The sequence below is a fragment of the Mycolicibacterium arseniciresistens genome (assembly GCF_030519285.1).
GTDB classification, from domain to species: domain Bacteria; phylum Actinomycetota; class Actinomycetes; order Mycobacteriales; family Mycobacteriaceae; genus Mycobacterium; species Mycobacterium arseniciresistens.
In genome coordinates, this window is the sequence record NZ_JAUMSQ010000599.1 from 1 (window position 1) to 323 (window position 323).

The window sequence follows — 323 nt, forward strand, 5'->3', positions numbered from 1 at the left end:
CGTCCACGTCGCCCAGCACGTGCGCCGTCGGCAGGGTCTCGGCCAGCGCCGCGGCCGCCGACTTGATCTTGCGGGCGTCGCCGGTGCCGGACGCCAGCCGGGTCTCCAGCAGCGCCACCTCGGTGTGCAGATCGTCGAATCGCCGGCCGAAGTGCGCATACGCGGCCTCGTTGTCGCCGGCCTGCCAGGAGCCGATGGTGCGCTCACCGGACGCGGTGATCAGCCACACGGTGCCGTCGGGATCCACCCGCCCGAAGCGATGCGGATCGCTGGCCGGCGGCGCGGTGACCACCGGCGCGGGCCGTCCGGGCCGGGGCGCCGGC

At 75.9% G+C, this 323-nt stretch carries 1 pseudogene; it reads right to left on the reverse strand.

The features are described 5' to 3' along the window. Positions 1-323, reverse strand: a pseudogene (locus Q2100_RS31715) (DUF349 domain-containing protein); the annotation flags it as partial.